A 23,138-nucleotide genomic window follows, 5' to 3' on the forward strand; every position below is an offset into this window, starting at 1 on the left:
AAGTTGTGATTTGTGAATACCGAAGAAGAGACAGTGATGTGGAATACGAAACTGGAACGGACGCGTTACGAATGATCGAAGAACAATATCTTTCGGAGTACGCAAGAGAAGACATTGAACTATCCAAGTTTCTACGAAATGGTTGTTCCATGTGATGAATCTGACTACTTTTCCAAGGAGGAATAACATATGCAGCCGATTTCTCGGATAACTCTTAATTCTATCGTAATAGGTAATAAGGTAATGGGATCTACCCAGTCGTCCTTTCCTAAAAGAACAGGTACAATTGTAGGCTTCAATTACAACTACGGTTCATTAGGTGAGGTTGTTGGCGTTTCTATAACCGTTGATTTTGATGATTGTAATGATGCAACCATCTTAGATGAGACTAATGTAATTTTCTTTCCAGACAATAAGTTTGAATATGGAATTGATTTCGCTGGAAGAACAGTTTGCCCTGAGTGTTTACATACGATCGATGAATTCGTTGGTATACATCAACGCCGATCCTTTTCCTACACCTGGAAGCGGGGGAATTACATTTGCTTTTCATCAGAAGAACAGGTTAAACAACTTTTTTGCCCGGATTGCAATCATAAGTTTACCAATGGAGACGAATGGGCAAATTTCGATGAGCAACGAGTCTTTTCTCTTGGAGTAAAATGGGGAGCTCGAATTGAATACGGGGAACAGGTATTGGAGCTCTTGTATGGGCTTGGATTTCAGCCAATATTAACAGGTAGGACCGTGTATCTGATGGCTCCTTTTAATGCCTTATCTAAACATGGATACACAGGGAACCTGATGATGTATTTCGATGATAATGGAGGAGAGATCAATCTGGGTGTTGTAAATGGAGAAGGCTTTGAGAGTATTCCTTATATGCGTCATCAAAGAGTCATTTCTCCTGAAACCTTGGTATACCGGATTTTGCAGTGCTTAGCAGTTGAACCAATTAACTATGAAATGGAGTGTTCTCGATCTTGGTTAGAGAACTATAGAGCCAGTAAGCCATTTTTTGCATTTGCATATGTAGTGTAAAGGAGAACCAATCACCATGACAGTAATTTCAGCATTTGAATACGGAAAAAGAGCATTTGAGCAAGGGAAGCCTTGCGCTCCCGCTATGGATATAGAGTTTTTAGAAGTACACCTTAAAGAACATAAGGTAGGAGAGAGTATCAATCTACTTAAAGAATGGTCGAAAGGTTGGGCAAATGGATGGAACAGCGCGATAATACAGGCCACTCAGGATGCTTTGAAAGAAGACAAGTGAGATGAGGAGAAGAAACTTTACAATCGAAACTACGTCATGCAATATCCCTTACCAAATTGCTCCTATAATAATAACAAAACAAATACATTAGCATTTAATTGAGTTTAATTACTCAAAAAACACTTATTTGCATGGAGCAACAACCATTTCAACTAATGCGAAAGCCCTCTTTCGGATTTTGGGTCCGGGGAGGGCTATTTTTATTCGTCGGGAACTTCCCAACGCACTAAGGTCCAACCTTTCCAGCTACTAACTTGCCGTTTTGTCTTTCCCTCCATACATCGTTTAATTTGCATTAATCCGCTGCGAGCTTGTGCCACTGTACCCGGAAGGAAGTCTATATGTTCGCGTATCCACAGAGAGAGATTACGAACCGTATACGTCACACCCTCTGGTGACCGAATCACCCAAATTAATGCATTACGATGTGTCTCAAATGGTCCAGCAATAGTACTTTTTTGCGCCGCGACAGTACCTTTTTTGAGGTTGTCAGTTTGTCCGAGTCTGGAAAGGTTAGTTTTCTTCTCGGCGCTCCATCGACGAGGTAGACCGGTGTTCGCCCGCCTTGCTCGTTCGATCTGACAGGACTTAGAACATGTTACTTTCTTCGAGCTAGGTGGGGTAGCAAACTCTGATCCACAAATTACGCAGTGCTTTGTGTTTCGCTTCCTATTCACTGTTTATCATCCAAAAGTAAGTGTCGTATCGTCTCGAAATGCCAGTAATCACGTCCGTTTTTACCCTGGCCATCAAATGGCGGAAGTGTTTCACGTTGAATACGCTGGGCGATAGCGGATCTGGAGACTCCTAGTGCTTTTGCAAGATCAGCCTGAGAGTATGTTCCAGTAATATCACCTGGACCGAATGCCCGTCCATCCGGGGAAACTAGCACCAGTTGGTTGTACGAGCTGGCAGAATGATCCGTCGTCAACCGCCAGCCTGCCCATATTCCTGTACCTTGCCACATATCGCTCATATCTGTACTTCTCCTTGCGCCTTCATGTATCCGTTATGGTTTTGCTTATACATTTCGTCCATCATTGCCGCAATCTGTTTAGAGCTCATGCCCATTGTATCCATAGAACTTACTTTTCCAATCAGAGCCTGAAAAGTCTGTGGGTACTTGCTAAGCTCACTGTGATTCCGGATACGGCTTACCATAGATTTACTCAACATGATCATCATCCTTTCAATCCCATCCGTTATTATGATTATTGGTTACTCTTGATCCATCATTTGGTTAAAGGCTGCAAGTTGGTTGTCGAATTTCGCTTGTTCCTTCGCAATTTCATTACGAGTCGCATCTCTTTCTCTTTCATCTGCAAGGATTTCATCTAGGATTTCTTTAGGTACTGGAAGAAACGCCGGTTTATTATTGAATACAAAACTTGCTCCGGCCATGCCTTGCACTTTATCAAAACGCGCAGCTATTTGTTGGCCATTAATGACAACGGCTACTATCCCGTTAACACCAGTTTCTTTTTTCATGCCATTAAGAAAAAGATTGTGTACGAAGTCAGATATAACAGCAGCTTTAGTACCTTTCGCTGTTACAAACTCGTATGTTTTCTCATCTTAATCGCTCCCATGTCTTTGTTATGTCTCTATCATACCAAAACATTAACAACTAGTTAACGGGAACGAATGCGAACGTAATGTAAAAAATCTGGAATAATGGAATGTTTTTACCTTGATTTCAGAACGAAAGTTCTCATATAATACAAGAACAAACGTTCTTATTCGAAGGAGGGATAGGTGTGTTGTCTGATATCGAACGATAGATTCTACGGGTGATCGGAAACTACTCGGCTGTGAAACCGAAACCTCCGAGTATTGATGTGATATGCGTAAAGACCGGACGAAGCCACGAAGACGTGATGTCGGTGCTTGAAGCATTAGCACGAGAAGAGTAGATCGAGTGGCGGAGATCCTGATAAGATGGAAGTATACGAAGCATGGGAGCGAAAGGGACGGTAATAATGGCAAAGAAAATCGATAACTTATTCGGATCATCAAGATTTGTATTACCGGAGCAACGCGAATTGTACCTTCAGATGAAAGAAGATGACAAACTCGTACCTATGCCTGTCATTGAACAAGACGAGCATGAATCATTTGACTATCGACTACGCGAAGCACAACAAAGCGAAAAAGCAGTTTCAATCACATGGTGGCAACATAAGAAAAACGAGCTAGGCACTATTTGCACTATGTGGGGAGCAGTACCAGGGATCAATGAGAATACAAGAAAAGTAAAGCTGCTTACGGTCGAAGATGTCCAATGGATTCCGATGGATACCATTATTGATGTTAGAAGCTAAGGGGGGATTTGAATGGCAAAGGCAACACCAAAGCGACCGACCCGCGATGAATTTGAGTTGGAGGAGTTGGGCGCTCAACTCATTGAAGCTAAAGATGATGGTGACGAAAGGGCGTTGACTGTTTGGGGAATGCCTGAGAAAGTGCGCGGACGGATCACTGTACTTGACTCACGTACAAGGCTAGTTCATATAGACGAAACGGAACAACACGGAAAATACCATTCTTGGACATTATGAAGGTGAGTTACGAATAGAGGTACATAAGAAGATCGAGGATATGGTAAGGCGATGTAAACTATCCTGCCCAATAGCTTATTGAGGCTGCCGGATCACAATACCGACAGCCTCTGATGTATTTACTATGTAATTGATTCCCGTTAGTTTAATCACAACTACTATTTAGCGCTATAGCCTATCCTCCCGATATGCCTGCCTTACCCGCTCGATCTGGGCAAGGTGGTCACGGACATGCTGGACGCGCGATTGCAGCAGCTCTTTGAACATGTACCTCGCTCCATCGGGATATACCCCGACCCGATCAATCTGCTCGGGAGTCAGATTTTCCAGAAGCGGCTGCATGCTGGCCCGCAGCATTTGGAACAGGAGCAGATGCTGCTCGCGGTCCAAATGTTCGTATCCCAGGTTGTCCGCCCAAGCTTTCTGATCAAATGATAGCAGAAGCGGTTCTTCCTCCGCCAAGACTTTTCTCATTCGATGTGTCGACAGGATTTCGCTATCCGTCACATGGATCACAATCTGATGGATACTCCATTTGTCCGGTGCAGGTTGGAAACGCAGCTCTTCCTCAGACAATCCTTCCACGGCTTCTCTCAACAGCGCATAGTCTTGGCTGTACTCCTCGATCAACTTTTCCATCCGATCTTCTCCTTCAGCATTATTCGTGTGGCAGGGAACATTCGATAATATTATTCTTCGTTATAGAATAAATGTCTTCTTCTTTTTTACCAATAATAAGTCACTCTAAAGTGATTTCTTCGGAGAATCCTTAAATGTTTATTCCACTACTGGAACTTTAAAAATTAAGCAAAAAAAACTGATAGACACCCTGCTCCCGGATAAAAGATACTAGCTTTGATTAAAGGATTAAATTGATGTTATTACGGAAACTGATGGCATCGGCCAGCCATTTGTGATTGTTGTCTTGAAAATAAAGGAGTGCTTTTTCGAGTGTGAGGAGAGACTCTTCTATATTACCTTCGCTATAGTGAATCTTACTCAGTAAATAGTGTGCTTCACCACGTATCGTATCTTGACTATTTGTAAGTAAATCCATACATATCGTTTTGGCCAAATCATATTTGTTTGTTTTTAAGAACAAGATGATCTGTTCAACTTTTACTTTGTTAACTTGATCCGACATGTCATGAGCGACAAAGATATCCATAGCTTGTTCTAGGTTTTGATGGGATAGATAATAACGCATTAATTCTCGGTAGATGATACCAAGATAGGTACAGCATAGTCCTATGCGAGACAGATCACTTGATGCTGTAAAGAGGGCGTGTGCTTGGAGGTAGTGATTCTCTGCCTTCCCAAACTGTTTGGTACATATCAAGGAGTAACCAATCGCCATATGATAAGAGCCTTTATTTAATCCAGATCGATTTTGTTGGATCAGCTGCTCGATCTCATTAAAGAACTCTAAGGCTACACGATGTTGCCGCAACCGACCGTGCATGATTCCTAATGTGTACAGGACGGATATATGTATATTTCCACTGATTTCGTGTGTTTTAACTAGATGTAATGCCTCGTTAAGCAGTGGCTTTGCTTTTATGGGTTTACTTCTATAACAATAAAATGAACTTAGTGAAACCAACGAACGAATAAGTTGGAATGGATCAGAACCATGTCTATGGAGTTCTATACACTCTCGATACATGCTTTCAACGTTGATTGACTCCCCTAAAAAGTCTAGGCATTTTGCTTTGGCCCAAAGATATGTACCTCGATATTCTGCACTCTCTATGGATTCAATGGGAATCTTATTTACCCAAGCTAATGCATTATGCCATTCTTCGTTTTCCACTAATTCGATGAGAAGTCGCATTGCATTACTTAAATTGATTTGGACGTGGTCTTTCGTGAGGACCATGGTGGATGGAATATGTTGAGCTGGTGAGCTAGATGAGGAAGTCATGATTCAAATGAACCTCCAAAAAATGAGTATGAAGTGCATATATTATAATAACAAAATAGAAACAGTGCTATGGGTAAACTGTAAATATTATGAACATTAGCGTTTATTCTTTCTTTTAATAGTAAGGTTTGGATGATATAGTGGTTATAGTTCGGTTCTTGTTTTTTCATGATATTCAAATGTTTGCAAACCATCCGATCGTGATCGGAGCAATTGATAGAGGCCAGTTGGCTGCACACTTATCTTTTTTGGTGTGGGCTGACTAGGCCTTTTTTTGTTGCTCACATTTAGAAAGGAGATTGATTCAATTGAAATGGTTTCATGGAACTCAGATTGAATCATGTCAAAGCATTTTGAAGCACGGTTTTGTAACACATGATGGATCTTATGGGAAAGGTGTTTATGCGACCTCGTCACGGGAAGGGGCTTGTATATTCGGTTCAAGCATTTTGCAACTGGTCATTAGTGACGAATATGTTACCTACTTTAATTTCGAGGAAATGAAAGAAGAGCAGATTGACGATGATTTTTGGATAAATGAGGTGAATCAAATGGGGATTCAGGCAATTGCCATGAAATACATCTCTGGAGAGATAGAATTAATCATCTATGACCCTTCAATTATCCAAGAGGTGTCCATAATTAATTGAAAAAATGTTGAGGTGAGTAGGATGCAACTAAATATGGATACCCATTTTTCGAATAGGTTTTTACTTGAAGAAACAATAGGTGGTTCAATAAAAAATTACACTCATTGGAGATTGTTTGAGTACCTAGAGTTTCTAGGGTTACAACGATTAACAGCTACGATCGTGTATGAAGATGATTATTTATCTTTCACGTTACCAGTTGAATTTGGCGACCTACATTTTGCTCGTTTATCGGATAAGCCTCGGATTACGATGATTTCTTCTGATCACTCTTCCATTCGATTTTTACACACCCATAATCTACAGATTAGCGAAGAGAATGGCCTTCATTCTGCTCAATACTCTCGTATGAAATTTGGTAGAGGCAAAGATAATTCAAAAGAGGTTCTCGATTTCGTAGGAAGATCCAGGTTCTTCTTACAACAGTTCCACGTTTCTACTCGTGCAAATTTACCTGTTTTAAGTGGAAAAGAAGGCCAGGAAGAAGTATTTAGGAAGCTGGAAGAAACCACAATTCGATTAAAGGTTCGTTGTCCAGAAGATTGGATATATGAATGTAAAACAATTCCCATTCGGGTTGAATCGATCACGGTCATTGATGATTCCTTAACTTTAATAGGTGATTCGGGGGCCATGTTGAAAGTTCGTGGATTTCAAGGAATCCGTTTTAGCAGCTCTCTTATCTTTGATGTTTACAATTCAGATCAGGGATATGGACGAACCTTTCAGATAGGAAGATGCTTGAAAGATTTACTGTGAGAGAATAGAGGATTTGACAACAAATGTTTGGGAAGAAGTCCACTTTTGCGAAATAGTATCACAAAGAAATGAGGACTAATATGAATAGACTTAAAAAACTACTAGCCATTGCTGAAGAGATAGGAGTAAAAGCATCTATTAAAGAGATTGGCGGACAGTTTTACGCTAATATAAACGGCAAGTCATTTTTGGTCATCGGGTATTCCCATTTTCGAGATAAATGTGTGGAGCTGAAGGAATATGTCCCACCTAAAGCAATCGATCTAACGGTCAGAATTCTTCGAATAGAAGAAAGAGCCATGGAGCATATGGATAAATACAAAGAGGACTGACGCATATGCGCCAGTCCTTTATTAATTTCTATAATCAATACCTAGTAAATGAGTGGCGGAGAATTGATAACCCAATGGTATAATAGGGAATATCAGTAAATTATGGAGGCTTCCAGTTGGATCTAATGCTTTTGCTTCAGCAATCTCACTAGGAATCAACTTTTTTTGTCCCATATTGAGCAAGTACCTTATTGGTGAGGAGGCGCTGCTCGTGAATAAATCGTTTATCTTTGAAGTTGAATGGAAGCATGCGTATCAAATAAGAAACCAGCTTCTTGCCAATTCACTTCCATGTTTTATGGTTTCCACAAGTGAAGGTAAGGTTGAGTTTTCATTTCCTGATCTTCTTCATCGGCAGTACAATCAGGTCAGAAAGATATTTGGAGAGGACGGCCTTAAACGGAAAAGGAAATGAAATAGCCCGAGGGGGATCAATGAATGAATGAGATATGGAGCGACATCGCTGTAGAGGTATTCTCTGTTTCACTAGCTGCTTATGTTGCTTATCGTGTTGCTAAGTTAAATAACTCAGTTAGCGAGTATGAGAACACTATATCGTATCTTTCGCATTTTCTTGATGAGCTGGAGTATAATCAAAAGCTTCTAAATGAAATGAAAAATATGCTAAGAGATGGTCCCGCTATTGACAAAATTTTGGACCCAGCTGCTGTTATCTCTCAACATTTTCGTTTACAAGCGTGGGATGCGCTTGTAAGAGCTGGTTTACTACGTAATTTACCACTTCCACTTCAAATTGATCTAAATTACACCGATAGACATATTCGAGATGTCATCTGGACTGTTCAAACGAAGGCAGCGGGCTGGCAAAGGATCATTGAATGGAATAAGTACTATGATCAAAATGGTGTACCTCATCAAACACCGGTAAAAGATTATTTGCTTCAGGCAATCAATGATTGTAAGACAGCTAATACGAATGCTCAAACACATACTGAAGCAGCTATTAAAAAGGTCGAGGATTATTTAGAGGAATTGGAGCTTAATAAGAGCAGACAACTTCGTACTCATTTGAAAAGATATGCCAGAAAAATTCGGGGATCGGTTTTTAAAAAAAAGAAAGCTGAAGAAATCGAACATAATTGAATGGAGGCTACTACTGTACGCATGGAGAAGCTTCCGACACCGAATAGAGAACCTGCTAACCCATAATCAATTGCGTTGGCAGGTTTTTAAAATGAATTTTACCTTAATGTTTTAATGAAACAATCATCCGATTAAACAACATTACTCCAATTATCTACTAGGAAAAAAGGAAGCGGGTGTTCACCCAATCGATAGTAAGATGCCTCCCATTACTCATGAATAACTGTGATATATTGGTAATAGATAGCTAGTAGGGGGAGTGCTGGATGGAAGTAGCGTATTGGTTACATGGACAAATTGATATTCAAACAGATCGCATAGCTTTAGCAAACGAAGGACATAGCTGGCCATCTATCTATAAAGCTCTCGAAGAGAAATATAGAATTCATCAAAGAAAGCGTTTGTTGTACTGCCAATGCTGCGATGCTCCTGTTGAGATGGTTCTAAACAAAGATAGGGCATGCTTCTTCCGTCATCCTAAAGGGATTTCATGTCCTGGGAGTGAGAACTATCAGCGCTATACGGGATCGAGAGCGCTTGAACATGAGCAGAGATTTCGTGTTGGTAAGCAAATCATCCGAACCTATTTAGAGAGCGTGTATGCCCCCCGTAAGATCCAGGTGAAAGATGGTTATACCTATCGCCAAAAGCTTCAGCACGTTCCTGACTTAGTTGTCCCACTACCAGATGGTCGAGTCCTTTCAATTGATTATCTAACAGGTTTAAAAAGTAATGACGTTTATCGACGTGAAATCATTAAACGCATTGAAGGGTATACCCAACAAGGATTCATTTCCTACTTTTTAATAGATAATCAATGGATGAGTAGAGAAGGGCAGTATTTTCTCTCTTTATCTGATGCGGAGAATATTCTAAGTGGTAAGAGTGAGAAGGACATAGAGTGGGAAAACTTCATGAATTCACTCCTAAAAGTTAACGAAGGATCTTATTTGAAGCAATTTATTGGATATGAAGTACATCTACCTTTTGAGGTAATGAGTCTTCATTACATTGATATAGATGAACGTACGGTGTTCATTACCCGTTATACCCCGCTCCTAAAACAGGGATGGGGATACCTACCTGTTGGTTCAACTTCACTTCGTTTTGAAGATTTCTTTCGAGTAAATGAGGAGACGCTTCTGTTTCCGATTTCAGATAAAAGCGATCGTGAGCTGCAAGATGAATATCATGTTGGGTTGATAAATTTCGTCGCGGAAGCGGAACAAGAGAGAATCAGAATGGAAAAGTTATGGGAGGAAGAACAAAGGCATAAAGAGGAGGAGAGATTAAAGCGAGCTTCTATAAGGGGCCCGAAGATATCACCTATCAATCTTAAGAGTAACCGGAATAGTCATAGGCCACCAGTAGACATTGTTGATATTAGGACACCTGAGCATATTAAAAGCGATGATGAACGTAGAACTCAAAGATTGAATGCCGGGTATAATCCTGATAGGTGGAACGATCAAACGCATATTCCCCCTCTACCTGAAACGAAAACGAAAGCGGTAGAAGATAAGAAGCGTATCAAATTTATTACATCGTTGAATACAAAGAGATTTCAAGGTGACGCCTATATCAAAACTCCAAGTGAAGTTTGGAAGCAACAGCTCTTCGACCTATATGAGAAAGAGCCCTCAATCAATGCTGAAGTAGCTCTTAAACGACTACAGCAATTTGGTGTAAAACTAACTCAATCAGAAAATCTTGTACAATATACGATAGATGAAGCGCTGAGTTGGATGGAAAGGCATTGGAAAATCACGTAGGTATAAGTCGGCTCTGCTAGCATTTTAAAACTGTAATCTAAGGTTGCTTTTGCGCTTTAGAGGATGAAGATTATGAAATTAATGAATACCGATTTAAGAATAATAGTTATGAATTATTTACAATTTAAATTGTTAGAATTATAATAAAACAAAAGTCAAATGGTAGAAATTAGCAATTCAATCCTTTTCTTCCAATCAAGAATATTTAGGAGGTTGTTCCTTTGAAGAAAAAAGTTATCACGCTTGGAATTGCAGCAATTCTCTCGGCATTTTCAGCTACTTTAGCTTTAGCAGCCCCAACCGAAGCAACCGTTACCGCCAATCGCACCGCAGCTACTAGTGATCCAATACAGGGGCAGCACAAATACGGAAGGGTCACCATTACATCAAATAGCCTTGCTGGTGGACATGTAAGCTCTAGTTGCGATGGTGGAAAAACCTGGAAAGCCGATACGATAAACGTTTTCGAAGTAGATAATGGAACTTTCACCACCAACTACTATATGGATGGAGCGTGTCTGTATAAGCTGACGGTCGGAGCTGAATATTATGTTAAAGGTTACATTAGAAGTTACGATTAGTCGTACTATCAAAATGCGTTATCATAGTTGAGCATCATACTACGGTATGATGCTTTTTCTTATGTAAAAAAGACTGAAGCTTTATTAGTTTTAGACTCATAAAATATAGTATTTGACTGTAAAAATATAGTTATAGACTAAGTAAATAAAGATTTAGATTAACTGGAGTCACTACGCTATCGGGACACGATAGTTCAATAATATGCGGGAGTCTAGACTTTATTTTGGTCCATGGCTACCGCTGTTTTGATTAGTAGGGTCAATCTTTTACTTTTTCTAACGAACTGACGGATTCTTGTCCTTCAAGATTCCGTCAAATCAACAGTTACAGTCTAAAGCTTTATTATCTTCGAATACCAAGATTCAAAATGTGATTTGTACGCTGTTATTGTTAACGAATCCAGCAGGTAAACCGACGAATATACTTTTTTAATTTTCATGCTATAATAGGGGGAATGATAGAGAAATTTTGTTATTATTGAAGAGCGCCATGCTCATTTACCCGAAATATTCGGATTAGCGGAATAAGCCCGTTGGCTTGGAATAGACAATCTGTCTTTCCTATGCCAGCGGGTTTTTTGCGTTGTCAGGAGGCGGATTATCTAATGATTGAATTCGATTAGGACAAGAAAGAGCTCCATTTTTAACATGAACCTACTATGAATACTGGAGAATCTAAAGATGGTACAAAGTCAACGCGAACTATCAAATATGAAGGTTTCAGTTATGAATGACGGTTTTGAGTATACGTTTACTAATTACTTTTTTCAGAATCGATCAAATGAAACAACGATCATAGTAAAACATGGAGATATCTTTAACGTAACGTACAGGGGTGGAGACTTCATCTCTGACCAAACCATGGTGTTCAATACGGATGCCTTTTATTGGTTTGACTTCAATGTCCCTGTAGAAGATCTTACATTATCTGAACTAGAAGAAGCTGCCATGGAACTGTACAGTCTGTACATGGCTGGTCAAGATGAAGACTTCGAGGAAAATGTAACGGTACTGATTGCTGGAGAAGCATAGAGAACGATACAACCTTTCAGATACTTGCTTTGTATCCTGTGGGTCTGACAAAGGATGATTAATAATTTGTTAAGTGAACATTTAACTTTGAATAAGGGGAGAGTACAGTATGATGAGAGAAGTATTTTTATTTACGTTTCAATTGTTGGTAGACGGTGCTGAACAAACTTTTGCAGGTAAGGGAACAAATCAATCTGAAGCTGAGAAGGATGCCGTGATTAAATTAATGCGAAGTCATGGAGTAAAAAATGACCAAATTCGATTTCAAGAAGTAATCTCAACAGAATCTACAGGACTATTAAGTATGGAAGAACTAGAGAAAGAGAAAGATCATTCCTCAGAATCAATGGAACCGAAGAAGTTTTGCCCCGCATGTTTATTATTTACAGCTGTTCCTGTCAAGAAGGCATTCGTTGAGGCTGGCGACTACGATCCAAAGAAAAATCGTTATGAGGAGGAAGGGCCTGTAACACAATTTCAATGTGTAACTCCTTCTTGCCAGAAAGTCTATTATATGAACTAAGTGATCGTTCTACTAATAAGTGTTTTAAAGTCTATTGTTACATCAGGTCATACTCAAATTTAATAGTAACGCGAAATATCTACCATTTGATAAGTGAATCTGATACAATAAGACCCAATAAAGTGTTTTTTTGACGCTGTTTACGGGCAATTTGCTCATGATATCCGATTAGAATCGGAGAATGTACGTATAAGCCTGAAGGCTTGGTTTAGACTATTTGTCTATTCCTCTGCCTTCAGGCTTTTTTGCGTTATGAGCTCTTTGTCTACAAAAGCGCTTCTATTCTGAGGGGAGTTGGTAAGATGAACAAAGTTATTCTTATCGGAAATTTGACGAAAGATCCTGAGCTTCGGTATACGCCAAACGGTGTGGCGGTTTGCACGTTTACGATAGCGGTAAACCGGCAACGAACCAATCAAGCAGGTGAACGCGAGACGGATTATATTAACATCGTAGCTTGGCAAAAAACAGCAGACAATTGCGCTTCCTATTTACGTAAAGGAAGACAGGCAGCCATCGAGGGAAGAATGCAAACTCGCTCTTACGATAATAAAGAAGGCAAGAAGGTGTATGTAACTGAGGTAGTGGCTGAGAATGTCCAATTCTTGGGGAGTAGTCGGCCTCATAGTGAACAGGAAAATGATCAGGATCAAGAGCGCCGAGCGAATCACTCGTCAAATAATAAGGGAAATAACGATCCTTTTGGTGATCCATTTAGCCAAGCAGGTAAGCCAATTAACATCTCGGATGACGACTTACCGTTCTAGAAACCATTTGAAGATTATCTGTAGTCGGGAAATATGAGTGGCTGTCAATACAGTGAACATTGTGTAATACAGTCATTAGAATCACTTTCCATCCCTTGAGAGCGGGGCATTTTCATCACTTCCCGCTCTCGGAGGGGAGTGAAAGTGGAGGATGTATTCATGGGAAAACAAGGTTTTAGAAAGGCATATACTTGTCCGAGCGGTTGTGAGATTGAACATATCTTAATCTGTGGTGGGAATGGCCAGGTGGATAAAGATAATAATGTCTACTTTCAAGCAACATTGGACGGCCTTTACACAAACAGATTGGAGGATGGAACAATTGGTGTGACTGAAGATCATCTGGACCATGCGGATGGAGGATGTTGTAATGAGCCGATTTGTCCTGAATGCAGAAGCCAATTGGTCAAAGGGTTACCTATTTTAGAGTTGCAATGTTTAAGCACTAAAAAGGTAAGTAGGCCCGAATGCGAGGAGGTAGTGGAAGTTGACGACGAAAGATAAGATTCAAGGTCTTCAAGAAAAATTAGTAGCAATTCGCATGAATATGGAGAAGACAACGGGCAAAGACTTTGAAGCTTTATCAAAAAGAGCAGCAGCAGTAATCATCTCAGTAAAAGAAGTATTAAAAAAGTCTCCAAGATATCCTGCAATGCAAGCTGCAAAAGAAATTCTATCGGCTTCCGATGAGGAAACAAAAGACTGGTTAGAGGACAACAGCTTTGTGGATTATGGCAAGCTTTATAGTATTGCACTTACGTATTACCCAAACTTATCAGATTGGGAAATAGAGCTTATTGATAGGGCTATTGAAGTACAGACATGTCCAGATCGAATTGTTTGACTGTGTATAATCAGTGACCTTCTTTCCAGCCCAGATAGGGGGCTTATTCAACATCCCCCTATCGAAAGGGATGTGTAAGGGGTAGAAAAATGATTGAACTTATTAGGGCATTAGAAATGCTTGTTGGAACTGACGGGGTTCATTCAAATGATTGTGAATGTGATATCACACGTGAACCAAATAAGAATATATGTAGGTACTGTAAAGCAAAAGACATTCTAAATAAATATCGAAATACAAAGCACCCGGATTTACTAAGTATTACAACACCCATAGGAAGTATTGAAATTAAAGTAACAGAATCTAACCTAGATGAAAATGAATACCCAGGTTGTTGGGTTGAAATATTTAGTGAGGGTCTCGTTCTTGTTGAGTTTGACCCGGCAGTCGATTGCCATGTTATTCGCGTGTACTCATTGGATCAAGAAGAGCCTGTCTATGTTCAGAAAGTATTTTCTACAGATAAAGAGATTGAATTACTTTGGGAAGAACTTGAGAATGTTACGTTTATGGAAGAAGGCGGTGATCTATACTTAGCTTCTAACTGGCGTATGTTCAAGAGCGGAACATCAAGAGAGGATGTTTGGAAATGGTTTGACAAGCATCACTCTATAGGTGTGGGCTGGTTACTTCATGATTATAAATGGAGCGATAACCGTATTGGTTAAGGCTTACACATTAAAATTCTTCAGATAGTTTGATCATTGATTGTATCTTATTCAGCCCAACGACGGGGCAAAATTAACCACCCCGTCGAAAGAGGGGTGGATGAGGAGAGCTCAACCAATGAAAACGAAAAAGCTTGCGTTTGTACTTGTGGAATATGATGATACTTATCTTGAGTCCCAAGAATTTACGTTACGAGACGAGTTTAACTGGTTACATGAATCAAAGGTAAGCGTAGTTGGTATTTGGGATAATCTCAATCGAGAATCAGATTGTCTTAAGCAAATTCAGGAGCGTAGCGGTGAGATCGAAGCAGCTCTATCGCAAAATGTTCACGATTCAAATAAGGAATTAGGGGATGGCGTTCTGCAATCTATCCCAGAAAAGAAGGAACAAAGAGAGATAGCGGTTTTTGTACCTGTTTTTGAGGACGTTGTTCTGGACCCCATGATATTTACCGGAGAATGCGCCATGGAAGAAGCAAAGAACGCTTTCCTGAAGCATACCGGTGTAACTTATGAGATGTTTCTTCAAGCTGCTTATCCAGACGAACTATTGAATGTCAGTGATACAGTTGGAACGAGAATATCAGTAAAGGCTGAGGAACTTAGCGTTGTGATAGAGGTGTCAGGTGGTGTTGCAGAGGCAACACAGGTGCCAAATGGTGTATCCGTAAAAATAGTGGATGGGGATAATCCTGAAGAATGCTGCTCAGAAAATGATTGACTCGTCTATTGGATTTGTTTGTGAGCCATAGGAACGGAAACAGAAAACATACGTGAACTAGGGGATTCTTTCTTCCCCTAGTTTTCTATTTTTATGGGGAGTGATCAGATTGTTACAGTGTGGATTCTGTGGTCAGGAATATAGCGAAGAAGAAGCGGAAATCGATCATTTAGACCAGGGGTTCTTCTGTGATTGTTGCGATGGGTATACCTATATAAAACAAGATGTAAAACAGCACAGATTTACTTTATTACTGGAGGAAAACGCTGGGGAAAATCCCGCTACCTATTCGAAGAGAATATCTTTCAACAGGCGATTATCAATTCTTAGATTTCCAGGTGGAAAGGCAAAAATTATTCCCTTTTTGTATTCTAAGCTGATAGAAAACTCAACCACGCGTTTAGTTAGCCCGTTCACTGGTGGAGGGAGCTTTGAATTAGCTATGCTGGAAGCGGGAGTAATTCGCGAGCTCTTATTAAACGATTTGGATTTTGGAATCTATGCCTTGTTTTGGTCGATCATCAATGCTCCTGATGAACTCTGTTATCCGGTACAATGGATTCGGCCCACCCATAAGGATTATTTTGAAGCTCAAACTTTTGTGAAGTCGGACTATCAAGAATGTAATATCATCGAGGCTGCATGGGCTACTCTTTTAGGAAATCGATTAGCCTATTCAGGGATCTATTCTGCCAATCCTCTTGGAGGTCGTAAGGGGACTCGGGAGTCTTTATTGTCACGCTGGAACCCAGTTGATCTGTGTAAACGTATAAAACGGATTCATCAGATGGGTGAACGCATCACGGTATCAAATATCGATGCATGCGAGTTGATTGAAGAAGAGTATTGGAGTCCAGATACCACCATCTTTCTTGACCCACCTTATGTACAAAAGGGTAAGCAGCTATACAGGTGTTATTACACAGAAGCGGATCATTTGGACCTGAATATGCTTCTAGAAAGCTTGTACCGTGGAGTACCAGGAGCGGATATTATCCTAATCTACGATAACGACCCTTTAATCGAGCGGATCTACTCATACCCTACGATTGAAAAGATCAGTCGTGTTTACTCGATCTAGTACATAGTGGAAAAGCCCACATAAGGGATCTCCTAGTTACGACATTCAAACTATCATACTCAAACGGTGCGGGTATGACCCCGCTTCCGTGGGATAAACAAAGGGAGTACATACATGCTACGTGTAACAATTCGAGAGTTAGTACGAGGTAAAGATCAATATGAGTGGGCCACTTGCGAATTTTGTGGTGCGTCCTTTATTGAAGGATACTATGATGATCCCGGCAAAGAGTGCCATGGCTTCTACGCAGTTTCATATTGCGGAAAGTGCCAATTTTAGTCCTCTCTACATAGATGAAGCAATCTATGAAATGTGGTAAAATACGGTTATCAGCTCATTTCTTTATTTTTGTTTAAGGTGTTCGCACCAGTAATGCCGAGCAAACTCGGGTAACTTGTTATCGACCAGTCGGTCGCATCAGCGTTTCTTTGTTGATGCCTCCGGTCCTGGTCGATTTTTTGTTGTCCAAAAACCAGGAGGAGGAAGGGAAATTACATTTTTTAGAAAAATCTAGTAAAGAGTATTTTAAAGGAGGAATACCATGGTAAAAAAAGAAGAACAAGCACATCAGACGGAAACAAATGAAAAAGAACTCTACCACACCCTGTTACAGAGTATGGCACATCGATTTGATGATGCATTAGATACAATTAGAACAGCCCATTATGAACAACATCTTCGATCGTTTTTTGGTGAACTAGCTCTTGCTCCATTCAACAACATTGTTCATCTCTTTAAAGCAACCAAGATAAAAGGGATTCTTACTACGGTTGCATTATTGGGAGGAGGTTACCTCCTCACTTCTTTCGAAGCTGCCAAAGAATTCGTTATGGATCACAAACTAGCAATTGGAATCTCTGTATTCTTAGTCTGGTATGTGATTAGCGCCTTTCTTCATTTCCTCAAAATGGCCAAGTTCGATAATAAAAAGGACTTCCATATTGTTGCATTCCGTGTTCTAAGAAAGGCAGAATACCAGCTGTTCGAGCCGTTTGTAAAGCAAAAAACGCAAATAGAATTGAAGGCAGTAGTTGAATGGTTCTATCGGGAATTAAGGAACGATTCTCTAAATCAGGAGTTAGAGGTAGTAAGACAGGACCGAGATTCTTATTTGACGGGCTTAACCGAGATTTATGAAGAGCTCCAACTTACACTATCTAGGATGACTGATTTAACACATATGTATCAAGATCGTATGAAATACATGTACGTCATTTTAGAAGGGGTTAGCCGCAATATCTCCAGGGTATCCAATAACCTGTTTGATACAAAATCACTCAGCTTTATTGCACCGTTTACGCTATATCGACTGGAAGGAGATATGCTCATCTACATGGATGAGGACCGTACAAGCGGTAATTTCCCTTTGGAGATCGATACAAATCATCCTGATAATCAGGATTATTCTTCAGTAAAGGCCATCCATTCTCCAACGTATTTCGCTCAAACTGACGCGGGACCATTACAACGGAGAAAGATTGCTTCCTTTTTTATCAGACTAACGAATGGGCGTAAATATGTAGTTAACTTTCACTTGGATTCTGACAATCTCTTCTTTGAAGAAGATGAGACTCGTAGTATAATAAGTTTACGATCTATCTATGAAATCGTCGAAGCACATTGTAATTTGATGGACAAGCATTTATCAAGCCGTTTTGTAAAGCGGAAGGAGGATCAGGTATGAGTGCCAATACAGCCCTGAAACCAAATAATGTTGCGCTTCCTTATTACCAGGAGATTATGGAAAAAGAAGCGAAGCAGACCGAGGAATTCCTCCAGCAGCGTACAATACGTGCAGCTGAGATCATGGCGAGAGTTGGAATCATTCCCCCTACAACAAAGAAAACAACTTAACATAAAAAAGAGGCATGGGCGTTACTGCTCCCTGTCTCTTTTTTTTGCATTTTGCATAATATCATGTGCTCGACGTTTGACATCCTCAATAAATTTTTGGTTGCGCTCCGCTTCAGCACTTAAAGTATCCGAATAATGAGGAAGTTTTGGGGTTGACGATGGAAACATGATGACTTTCTTATTATTTTTCATTACGCACCTCCTAAGCAACAGTATTGCCAGAAACAGATGGAGGCATAAGCTCGTAGCCCATTTATAGATATGATTTTATGCAGATACAGAAGTCTAGTTTAATACTCTAGAACACCGATATTGAAGACTGTGTAGTTGAATCGGAAAGCGACAGTCTAAGACTTGATAATCTCGTCTTGAATTGTCGCTGTTTCTTTTTTGGGGGTAATCTTTAAAACTATTTCAGATCACAGCGTTTAGTATCGAACGCTCCAAGAAGTGATAAAGGTAATAGTATTCGAAGAAAACATTGATGTAGACTCGCGAAATAAAGTGCTAGACCGTGAAAATATTGTTTTAGACGATATACTATTAGACTTACGATGCGTCATTACGCTAACGGGCAGTTTTACGTCACCCTTGATTAGAGGAGTTCTTCCGTAGACATAGACCTCCCTCTAACAGCCATTAATTTAAGGCTGTTTAATCTTCTTGTTTAAGAAAGCCCACTTTGATAGAATGCTTTTACATGATATCCAATCTATTACAACTTAGGAGAATTAAGATGAAACGGTTTTTAGCCATTATCGTAGCAATATCTATCTTTATGTTTGGTGCACAGACAGCCGGATTGCTTGGAACAATAAGTAAAGTTTCAGCAGAAGAAAGTGTAGAAAAAAAGATAAAATCCCTGACCGTAAGTAGCAATAAAGTATCAATGATAAAAAATACGGAACAACAGCTCGATTTGAATGCTGTCTATACAGATAAAACGACTGAATTGGTAAATGATAAGGCGGTGTGGACAAGCAGCAAACCGAGAGTGGCAACTATTGAGAATGGAAAGATCGTAGCGATAGCACCGGGGACTGCAACCATTAAAGCTAAGTACCAAAATAAATTGGCCACGTTAAGTGTAAAAGTCACAGAAACCAAGGAAATTAGCAAACTAGAAATATTGGATAGTAAAAGAATTGAGTTGGAAGAGTATAAACAACAGCAAGTGGAATTGAAAGTGTTTTACAAGGATGGAACTACAGAAATTGTCACTGATAAAGCAACTTGGACTCCATCATCGACCAAAATAGTTACTGTAGAAGCAGGTTTGATTTCCGCATTGAAACCTGGAACAGCAAGCGTAAGCGCGAGTTTCGGCGGAAAAACTGTCAAGATGTATGTAAAAGTCCAACTAAGCAAAGAGCCTTCCAAATTGGTACTTCGCCAGAAATCAATTGAAGTGCCGGTTGGCAAGAGCGAGTATGTATATGTAGAGGCAATATTTAATGACAAAAGGGTATCTGGCGTTTCAGCAGTAGCAGAGTGGACGCCAGAAGATAAAACGCTCTTCACTGTGTTCGAAGGGACGGTAACGGGAGTAAAAGAAGGAAGCACGAATGTTACGATATCTTATGGTGGAAGAAGTACTACGCTTACGGTCAGAGTAATTAACCTTGATGATGACGAAGTTGCTAAGGCTTTGGCAAAAATTAATGCAATCCATGTGCAAAATTGGCAAGATTCAAGAGAAACAAGCGAACTTATGATCGGTATTGAATTGATGAGAGAAGCGTTGTATTCGCCTGCACTAAATCTTGGTTTTAGTCAAGATTTCGAGCAACTATCGGAGGATATAAAATATTTCGTCTATAGGAAAATGATTGCAACGGTTGAGCAAGAACCTTTTAAATCTAGGGAAGATGTCCAAAAGAGACTAGATGGTATAATCGTTGACGAAATTGCATTTGATATAATCAGACAAGAAATGTTAAAGTACAATGATCGTGCCACGATTACACCTGAAGTGGTCGCTGGAGAAGACATTACAGACAGGATCGTACAACTTAAGGATGGCATGATACCAAATAAAGAAGTATCTATCAGAGTGTCATGGGTATTTGGAGAAACTGGGCAAAAATATATAAGAATAACAAAAGATCATCGGCGTGCCATTCTACTGAAAACAAATGATACGGGAGAGACTGTACGAGCGGTTGTTCAAGTGTTTTTTGAGACAGCGGATGGGAAAAAGGAGCAAAGGGCTGCAACGTATCTCGATATGATTGTTAACATCGAACCTGTGCAACAGTAAAACATCATCCATCCAGCCATATTATTTAAGTTATCGGGTTCGATAGTTAAATGAGTCAGTCTAAAACCTATTATTCTGTTTAGAACCATTGGTTGCTTCATTCTAACGTTGAGTCTTAAACTAACTTCAAATTTCTATTGAAATAGAAGACCGGAACTCCTTGTACCATAAGGGATTCCGGTCTAATACTTTATTTTCAGTGAACAGTTAGAGGTTTATGTATCACCTTACAACGGTTATGAACCGGACATTGGGAGTTGAGAAGGCAATCGAATTACACTTAAGTCATATTCTGATCCTCTCGGTATCAATTCGATTGTAGGTGTATATTCTATGCGGTTCGAGTTCTTGTAAATCTTTAGCGTGCGTACAATAAACTTGTCCCCATATTGTCCGAGAATAATTTGTCTTTTTGCATAAGATAGCAATTTTTCATCTTCATTTAACTGGCGAAGAATCTCAGAAGCGTCTTTGGTTGAAACAGCATCTTTGGTCGTCACCTTAGTAATTGTCATACCTTTCTTTATACCGTTCTCTATTGTATAGGATGACTCTAAGTTAGTATTCTTCGGTATTATTTCTACAAATTCGCGCTGATTAAAGATATACACTACGTTAAATGAAGTAGCTACAATAGGAGCAACTAGCAGGAATTGAACAAGCAAAAACGGACCACCAACGTACTTCATAACTAATGCACTTAGCTTTGAGGTAATACCTATAAACAGGTCAAGTAACATCAAAATTATTAGTGTGACAACTACTAGAATCATATAAGTGTAAGGCGTTATTGGAAAGTAAACGTATGCAATGATCAGGAAACATTGAGGAACACTATGGTATGTAATCCTAGTTACAAACAAGCCTTTTCTAGTTGCTGTCTTATTAAATGGATATAATAGGCAAGATACATAGATCAATCCAAATACAAGCATATACAAGATACTACCCAGATGTATGACATCATTAAGAGAAACATCTATAAACTCTTTGGGAATATTGGCAATACGGTATTTTGAAAGAAGGGAGAAGTACGCTGATATGTATGCTACAGCTGTTAAGGATGCTAATAGAATTGATGCATCAAAAAAAGAAGGCCATCTTAGGGGAGAGGCTTGTGAGGTGCCCTCTTTTTCTGGTTGCTCATGACCTTGCTTACCTTTCTTCGGACCTTTTTTGTTTTTGCTCATTATCTCATTCCTTCAGATTATAAATTGTAGTAATGATGGTAGTTAGGTTTTGAAGTCATTGTATGAAAGTTTACCTTTAATGACAACGCTTTTTCTTCAGGAGTGTATATGTAGAATGCCTGAGAATCCTCAGGCTGAAAGGGAGGAGTTATTCGAAAGAGCATGGAGATTATCCTGCATTGGCATTCTTTGACCTATGGCCGTGTAAAGCGAAGTATAAGCAAGCGTTTTAACTACATAACTCTTCTAATTTTGGCGATCGTAGTTTGCCTGCTTTTGTATAGCATTGGAACTTAATCCGAGCACTTACACCTGGATCGAGGATTATCCACTCATTGTTTTCTTCACGAATTATTTGATTCGTTCTTCTATAGACCTCTTTGACTATGCTTGATGATGGAGGAAATTCAAGCATTCCAACATATCTGCCATCTACGGATAATCCCCACCCAAATTTACTCTTTCTAATTGAGGTAATCTGGCATTTTGCGTACTGATAAGCTTTGGTCTTGACCCATACATTCCCTGGTCTCGAATCTAAATAATAGTGCGAGTTTCCACCAGGTTTTACATTGTAAGAGCAAATTCCTTCAAGTCCAAGTTCTTTTGCACGCATAAATAACGATTGGCCATCTTCATATAGTGTCGTGACCGAAATCTCGTCTGTGTTAACAATTGCTCGTTCCAGCAATTGTCTACGCTCTAGGAAATCCCTTATTAAGATGGATCGATTATTATAAAACAACATATCCCAAATGATAAAGTGTACGGGCTTAGACACTGATGCTTGACGCACTGCTTGTTCCTTTTTGGTCTGTGATCTACTCATGACATCCTCCCAGCAAGGAGATGGAGGAGATGTTTGAGGATTTAAACAAATCGCCTCTCCATCAAATATGGCATTTTGGATTGGCAATTTGATTCGATCCAATTCTGGAAAGAAGCTCTGAGTGACTTCGTTTCCATGTCTCGTGAAAGCGCGAGTCTTACCATTATCATAATGAAGCAGTATTCTGATTCCGTCCCATTTTAGAGAGTGTAACCAGCCTGTTTCGGCCATGACCTCACCTGACGGTTGTAGTAGCATTGGTTTAATTGGTTTGTTTAGCATTCTAAAAGCCTCCTACTGCCAAGTTATCATGCAGGAGCTTCGTTATGTATATGGAATCAATGGAAGAGAATTTAGTGTAGATGAGATATACTAAATGTAATCATCTTTATTGTAAATGAGGGATCGCT

Annotated in this window: 30 protein-coding genes and 1 pseudogene; 23 read left to right on the forward strand and 8 right to left on the reverse strand. The window is 39.7% G+C overall.

The window, feature by feature from the left end; translation table 11 throughout:
• Nucleotides 1–189: 189 nt before the first annotated feature.
• Together POF51_RS29585 and POF51_RS29590 are read left to right on the forward strand one after the other, a co-directional pair.
• Nucleotides 190–1,041 carry a hypothetical protein gene (locus tag POF51_RS29585; RefSeq protein ID WP_271756602.1) on the forward strand — a complete coding sequence of 284 codons (852 nt, stop codon included), beginning with the start codon at nucleotides 190–192 and terminating at the stop codon, nucleotides 1,039–1,041.
• Between the two features lie 16 nt (nucleotides 1,042–1,057).
• Nucleotides 1,058–1,276 carry a hypothetical protein gene (locus POF51_RS29590; protein ID WP_271756603.1) on the forward strand — a complete coding sequence of 73 codons (219 nt, stop codon included), beginning with the start codon at nucleotides 1,058–1,060 and terminating at the stop codon, nucleotides 1,274–1,276.
• Nucleotides 1,277–1,949: 673 nt separating this feature from the next.
• On the opposite strand, the gene POF51_RS29595 is transcribed toward POF51_RS29590, so the two are convergent.
• From POF51_RS29595 to POF51_RS29605, 3 genes are read right to left on the reverse strand one after another with little or no spacing between them, the layout of a single operon-like run.
• Nucleotides 1,950–2,252, reverse strand: coding sequence for an AsnC family protein (locus tag POF51_RS29595; RefSeq protein WP_271756604.1), 303 nt, complete (start codon nucleotides 2,250–2,252; stop codon nucleotides 1,950–1,952).
• The gene (locus tag POF51_RS29600; RefSeq protein ID WP_271756605.1) at nucleotides 2,249–2,452 is read right to left on the reverse strand and encodes a hypothetical protein; all 204 of its coding nucleotides are present in this window, start codon (nucleotides 2,450–2,452) and stop codon (nucleotides 2,249–2,251) included. The genes POF51_RS29595 and POF51_RS29600 overlap by 4 nt, the downstream gene beginning before the upstream one ends.
• Nucleotides 2,453–2,494: 42 nt before the next feature.
• A complete protein-coding gene (locus POF51_RS29605) occupies nucleotides 2,495–2,764 on the reverse strand; it encodes a hypothetical protein (RefSeq protein ID WP_271756606.1) in 270 nt (89 codons plus the stop codon).
• A gap of 491 nt (nucleotides 2,765–3,255) precedes the next feature.
• Between POF51_RS29605 and POF51_RS29610 the strand changes: the two genes are divergently transcribed.
• The gene (locus POF51_RS29610) at nucleotides 3,256–3,597 is read left to right on the forward strand and encodes a YolD-like family protein (RefSeq protein ID WP_271756607.1); all 342 of its coding nucleotides are present in this window, start codon (nucleotides 3,256–3,258) and stop codon (nucleotides 3,595–3,597) included.
• A 12-nt stretch (nucleotides 3,598–3,609) separates the two neighbouring features.
• Nucleotides 3,610–3,851, forward strand: a pseudogene (locus tag POF51_RS29615) (hypothetical protein).
• 151 nt (nucleotides 3,852–4,002) lie between these two features.
• On the opposite strand, the gene POF51_RS29620 reads toward POF51_RS29615, so the two are convergent.
• Nucleotides 4,003–4,473 carry a DinB family protein gene (locus POF51_RS29620; RefSeq protein WP_271756608.1) on the reverse strand — a complete coding sequence of 157 codons (471 nt, stop codon included), beginning with the start codon at nucleotides 4,471–4,473 and terminating at the stop codon, nucleotides 4,003–4,005.
• Between the two features lie 220 nt (nucleotides 4,474–4,693).
• Entirely contained in the window at nucleotides 4,694–5,758 is a 1,065-nt protein-coding gene (locus tag POF51_RS29625) for a tetratricopeptide repeat protein (RefSeq protein ID WP_271756609.1), read from the reverse strand.
• A 308-nt stretch (nucleotides 5,759–6,066) separates the two neighbouring features.
• Here POF51_RS29625 and POF51_RS29630 point away from each other — a divergent pair, with 308 nt between their 5' ends.
• From POF51_RS29630 to POF51_RS29715, 18 genes are all read left to right on the forward strand, one after another.
• Nucleotides 6,067–6,408 carry a hypothetical protein gene (locus tag POF51_RS29630; protein WP_271756610.1) on the forward strand — a complete coding sequence of 114 codons (342 nt, stop codon included), beginning with the start codon at nucleotides 6,067–6,069 and terminating at the stop codon, nucleotides 6,406–6,408.
• Nucleotides 6,409–6,441: 33 nt separating this feature from the next.
• Complete coding sequence (locus POF51_RS29635) at nucleotides 6,442–7,167, forward strand: hypothetical protein (protein ID WP_271756611.1); 726 nt, start codon at nucleotides 6,442–6,444, stop codon at nucleotides 7,165–7,167.
• A gap of 80 nt (nucleotides 7,168–7,247) precedes the next feature.
• Nucleotides 7,248–7,499, forward strand: coding sequence for a hypothetical protein (locus POF51_RS29640; protein ID WP_271756612.1), 252 nt, complete (start codon nucleotides 7,248–7,250; stop codon nucleotides 7,497–7,499).
• Nucleotides 7,500–7,710: 211 nt separating this feature from the next.
• Nucleotides 7,711–7,914 (forward strand): hypothetical protein, encoded by a 204-nt coding sequence (locus POF51_RS29645; protein WP_271756613.1) that lies wholly within the window; start codon nucleotides 7,711–7,713, stop codon nucleotides 7,912–7,914.
• A 23-nt stretch (nucleotides 7,915–7,937) separates the two neighbouring features.
• On the forward strand, nucleotides 7,938–8,603 hold the full coding sequence (locus POF51_RS29650) for a hypothetical protein (RefSeq protein WP_271756614.1): 666 nt from the start codon (nucleotides 7,938–7,940) through the stop codon (nucleotides 8,601–8,603).
• Nucleotides 8,604–8,869: 266 nt separating this feature from the next.
• Nucleotides 8,870–10,375, forward strand: coding sequence for a hypothetical protein (locus POF51_RS29655; RefSeq protein WP_271756615.1), 1,506 nt, complete (start codon nucleotides 8,870–8,872; stop codon nucleotides 10,373–10,375).
• Between the two features lie 221 nt (nucleotides 10,376–10,596).
• Nucleotides 10,597–10,956, forward strand: coding sequence for a hypothetical protein (locus POF51_RS29660; RefSeq protein WP_271756617.1), 360 nt, complete (start codon nucleotides 10,597–10,599; stop codon nucleotides 10,954–10,956).
• Nucleotides 10,957–11,637: 681 nt separating this feature from the next.
• Nucleotides 11,638–11,988, forward strand: a complete 351-nt coding sequence (locus tag POF51_RS29665; RefSeq protein ID WP_271756618.1) for a hypothetical protein — start codon at nucleotides 11,638–11,640, stop codon at nucleotides 11,986–11,988.
• A 109-nt stretch (nucleotides 11,989–12,097) separates the two neighbouring features.
• Nucleotides 12,098–12,511 carry a hypothetical protein gene (locus tag POF51_RS29670; RefSeq protein ID WP_271756619.1) on the forward strand — a complete coding sequence of 138 codons (414 nt, stop codon included), beginning with the start codon at nucleotides 12,098–12,100 and terminating at the stop codon, nucleotides 12,509–12,511.
• 302 nt (nucleotides 12,512–12,813) lie between these two features.
• Nucleotides 12,814–13,278 (forward strand): single-stranded DNA-binding protein, encoded by a 465-nt coding sequence (locus tag POF51_RS29675; protein ID WP_271756620.1) that lies wholly within the window; start codon nucleotides 12,814–12,816, stop codon nucleotides 13,276–13,278.
• Nucleotides 13,279–13,437: 159 nt separating this feature from the next.
• Nucleotides 13,438–13,782, forward strand: a complete 345-nt coding sequence (locus tag POF51_RS29680) for a hypothetical protein (RefSeq protein ID WP_271756621.1) — start codon at nucleotides 13,438–13,440, stop codon at nucleotides 13,780–13,782.
• Nucleotides 13,766–14,122, forward strand: coding sequence for a hypothetical protein (locus POF51_RS29685; protein WP_271756622.1), 357 nt, complete (start codon nucleotides 13,766–13,768; stop codon nucleotides 14,120–14,122). The genes POF51_RS29680 and POF51_RS29685 overlap by 17 nt, the downstream gene beginning before the upstream one ends.
• Before the next feature lie 89 nt (nucleotides 14,123–14,211).
• Complete coding sequence (locus POF51_RS29690) at nucleotides 14,212–14,790, forward strand: hypothetical protein (RefSeq protein ID WP_271756623.1); 579 nt, start codon at nucleotides 14,212–14,214, stop codon at nucleotides 14,788–14,790.
• A gap of 118 nt (nucleotides 14,791–14,908) precedes the next feature.
• Nucleotides 14,909–15,514, forward strand: a complete 606-nt coding sequence (locus POF51_RS29695) for a hypothetical protein (protein WP_271756624.1) — start codon at nucleotides 14,909–14,911, stop codon at nucleotides 15,512–15,514.
• A 100-nt stretch (nucleotides 15,515–15,614) separates the two neighbouring features.
• Nucleotides 15,615–16,595: a DNA adenine methylase gene (locus POF51_RS29700; RefSeq protein ID WP_442869624.1), complete on the forward strand. Its 981-nt coding sequence runs from the start codon at nucleotides 15,615–15,617 to the stop codon at nucleotides 16,593–16,595.
• A 160-nt stretch (nucleotides 16,596–16,755) separates the two neighbouring features.
• Nucleotides 16,756–16,914 (forward strand): hypothetical protein, encoded by a 159-nt coding sequence (locus POF51_RS29705; RefSeq protein WP_271756626.1) that lies wholly within the window; start codon nucleotides 16,756–16,758, stop codon nucleotides 16,912–16,914.
• Nucleotides 16,915–17,136: 222 nt separating this feature from the next.
• The gene (locus POF51_RS29710) at nucleotides 17,137–18,279 is read left to right on the forward strand and encodes a hypothetical protein (protein ID WP_271756627.1); all 1,143 of its coding nucleotides are present in this window, start codon (nucleotides 17,137–17,139) and stop codon (nucleotides 18,277–18,279) included.
• Nucleotides 18,276–18,449 (forward strand): hypothetical protein, encoded by a 174-nt coding sequence (locus POF51_RS29715; RefSeq protein ID WP_271756628.1) that lies wholly within the window; start codon nucleotides 18,276–18,278, stop codon nucleotides 18,447–18,449. Before POF51_RS29710 ends, POF51_RS29715 begins: the two co-directional genes overlap by 4 nt.
• Before the next feature lie 21 nt (nucleotides 18,450–18,470).
• Here the strand turns inward: POF51_RS29715 and POF51_RS29720 are convergent, their stop codons facing one another.
• Nucleotides 18,471–18,641 carry a hypothetical protein gene (locus POF51_RS29720; RefSeq protein WP_271756629.1) on the reverse strand — a complete coding sequence of 57 codons (171 nt, stop codon included), beginning with the start codon at nucleotides 18,639–18,641 and terminating at the stop codon, nucleotides 18,471–18,473.
• A 544-nt stretch (nucleotides 18,642–19,185) separates the two neighbouring features.
• On the opposite strand from POF51_RS29720, the gene POF51_RS29725 reads away from it, so the two are divergent.
• Nucleotides 19,186–20,709 (forward strand): hypothetical protein, encoded by a 1,524-nt coding sequence (locus tag POF51_RS29725; RefSeq protein ID WP_271756630.1) that lies wholly within the window; start codon nucleotides 19,186–19,188, stop codon nucleotides 20,707–20,709.
• Nucleotides 20,710–20,945: 236 nt separating this feature from the next.
• Here POF51_RS29725 and POF51_RS29730 read toward each other — a convergent pair whose 3' ends face one another.
• Together POF51_RS29730 and POF51_RS29735 are read right to left on the reverse strand one after the other, a co-directional pair.
• The gene (locus POF51_RS29730; RefSeq protein ID WP_271756631.1) at nucleotides 20,946–21,899 is read right to left on the reverse strand and encodes a hypothetical protein; all 954 of its coding nucleotides are present in this window, start codon (nucleotides 21,897–21,899) and stop codon (nucleotides 20,946–20,948) included.
• Between the two features lie 229 nt (nucleotides 21,900–22,128).
• On the reverse strand, nucleotides 22,129–23,010 hold the full coding sequence (locus POF51_RS29735) for an ATP-dependent DNA ligase (RefSeq protein ID WP_271756632.1): 882 nt from the start codon (nucleotides 23,008–23,010) through the stop codon (nucleotides 22,129–22,131).
• Nucleotides 23,011–23,138 lie beyond the last annotated feature (128 nt).

The sequence above is a fragment of the Brevibacillus sp. AG genome (genome assembly GCF_028369215.1).
In the GTDB taxonomy this organism is placed as follows: domain Bacteria; phylum Bacillota; class Bacilli; order Brevibacillales; family Brevibacillaceae; genus Brevibacillus; species Brevibacillus porteri.